General features: G+C 24.9%; 3 protein-coding genes. All 3 read left to right on the top strand.

Going from position 1 to position 2,454, the window contains the following annotated elements:
* Nucleotides 1-130: 130 nt before the first annotated feature.
* Nucleotides 131-988: a hypothetical protein gene (locus tag L8X50_RS08150; RefSeq protein WP_263660884.1), complete on the top strand. Its 858-nt coding sequence runs from the start codon at nt 131-133 to the stop codon at nt 986-988.
* A gap of 83 nt (nt 989-1,071) precedes the next feature.
* Nucleotides 1,072-1,833 (top strand): hypothetical protein, encoded by a 762-nt coding sequence (locus tag L8X50_RS08145; protein WP_263660883.1) that lies wholly within the window; start codon nt 1,072-1,074, stop codon nt 1,831-1,833.
* Nucleotides 1,817-2,454 (top strand): hypothetical protein (locus L8X50_RS08140; RefSeq protein ID WP_263660882.1); only part of this gene is annotated, 638 nt, incomplete at its 3' end. The genes L8X50_RS08145 and L8X50_RS08140, both read left to right, overlap by 17 nt.

The raw sequence follows: 2,454 nt of genomic DNA, 5'->3' as shown, positions 1-2,454 counted from the left end.
AAAGATAAAAATTCAAATCAAGAAAACAATACAAAACAAAGCAATACCATTATAGATGATATAAAAGAAGATTTTAAGATTGTATCTAATAATGCTATAATAAATAATACTAACTTTAAAGGTAAAAAAATTGCTTAAAATATCAAAAAGAATTTTTATTATATTAGCTTTTATCCTAGCTATTGGTATTTATGAATTGATCCAAGAAGCTTTACAATTTAAAGAAGCTAATGAAAATAAAGCAAGAGAAAATCTTAGTGCTTTAATCAAATGGAGTGAAAACGAAGGCAAGGAAGAATTAGAATATGCTAAGAATTTAAGCAAAGAAAACTATAATCAAGAAAAAGTTACACAAATGATTATTAAAAATCTTAAGATGATACAAGCTAGTATTGAAGATATAAGAATTTTAACCTCTTATTATCCTACAGATGAAGATGTTGAGCTTATGAGACAAGCTGGGCATGTTACAACAAATTCAAATACTGATATTATACTTTATCTTTTATATAATGAAGGAAATATCACAAATCAAAAAACTTCTTTTTTATTTGATAAGGAAAGATTTAAAGTTTTTGAAGATTTTTTATTTTTTCTAAATACTCGTTTAGAAGAGGATTTTTTGCAAAAAGATATTCATAAGTTTGATAGCTTTGATGTAGTTGGAATTGGAATGTATATTAACACTCTAATTGGTTATAATTGTGCATTTACTGATATGTATTTGAGTGAATTTTTACAAGATTATATTTGTGATTTAAATACCCCTAAAACTATAACAATTTTAAATGGTATGAGTCAAATTAACACTACTACTGACAAAGTTTTATTGTTTTTTAATAAAGAATTAAAAATACACACTGATAGTCATTTAAAAATGCAATTAGAAAAAGCGATCTATAATTTTAAGAAACTCAGACTCGATCAAAAACAAACTAATAAACTTAAATCCATACAAACCAAACTAAAAGAATGCAAAAATGAATGAGATAGAACTTAACACTCAAAATAAAACCTTAAACGAAACAAAAAAAGACACAAAAACTATTTTTAGAATATCAAGGAATATAAATGAAAAAACCTTTTTATAAACTTAAAAAATTTTATATACCCTGCGGTTTGCTTATAGCTTTGATTATTTTTATAAGCTTAGCTTATCGCCCTTTAGAGCTTATCTTTTGGGATAAGTATAATCATGAAAAAGAATATCAAAATGCTAAAGATATATACAAACTATTTAAGAGCAACGAAGAAGAATTTAAAAAAGTTTTTGTAGAACAAAACTTAAATCAAGAATTAAAACTTAATCAAAAAGAATTATTAAATTATATGCATAACTTTAAAAAAGATTTTAAATTTATGCAAATTTTAGGTTTAGACAATGCTTATTTGGTAGCTCTTAAAAATAAGGATGTATTATTTGGTTTGCAAATGCAAAATAATCTTAATTATTTTTATTTTATTTCCAATAGCACTGATTTAAAAGAAATTAATAATTATTTAAATGTTGTGGATGAGTTTCTTGTCTTTATGAGTGAAATTGAAAAATTACCATCTAAGTATAATCCAGGTAAAATAATGTTTGAAATTAATTTTATGACTTATAATATCTTGTTTTTTGGTTTTACTTTAGATATAAATCTTATGTGTTCTATACCTCAAAAAGAACAGTTATTAGAAAATATGATTAATTCTTATAAAAAAATGAATTTATTTCATGATGCAGATTTAAAATTTCAAGATCAAGAATTATACGAAACAATATATGTAACAAAAAAACTTAATTATTTCATAAATATTGCTAAAGGAAGATTAAATGCATGCGGAAAATAATTTAAGTCCTGAAGATAGACAAGGTATAGAAAATGCTGTGCTTGCTAAAAAAGATATAATACCGAATTGGATAGCAAATTTTAATAGACAAGATATAGAAGACATACAAGATAAAACTCAATATTTGCGGGATACTGTAGATAGATTAAAAAACACCGTAAATTCCTACTCCAAGCAATATCCTACTTTAGAACCAATAGCAAGAAAAATAAGAATAATAACCAAACCAACAGAAAACACTTTAAAAATTATGGATTATTCTTTAGAATATGTCCTTAATGGCGAAAGGTCGGTAGTTATTAAAGCTATAGCTGAAGGGGTTGAAACTATTGTTTATACAGTTGGTATTTCTGCGACTGCAATTGCAGCTGGAATTGTGAGTTTGGTTGGTATATTATGTCCAGATTCAGCACCTTTGGTAGCATTTGGTGCCTTTGTAATATTCACTCAAGGAGAGGAGCTGAGTTACTATATATCACAAAAAGCTAAAGAAATAATAATAAATTTTTTAAATCCAAAAATACAATATTTTCCACAAACTATCCATCTGGGCAATGGACAATATTATAAAAATGATAAAAATATAGATGAAATATTCAACAATATATACGAAGTTCTTGG

Origin of the sequence: Campylobacter sp. CNRCH_2013_0898h, assembly GCF_025772965.1 — a bacterium.
GTDB classification, from domain to species: Bacteria; Campylobacterota; Campylobacteria; order Campylobacterales; family Campylobacteraceae; genus Campylobacter_D; species Campylobacter_D lari_D.
Note: the sequence above shows the minus strand (reverse complement) of the source record. Positions and strands in the feature narration are given on the sequence as shown.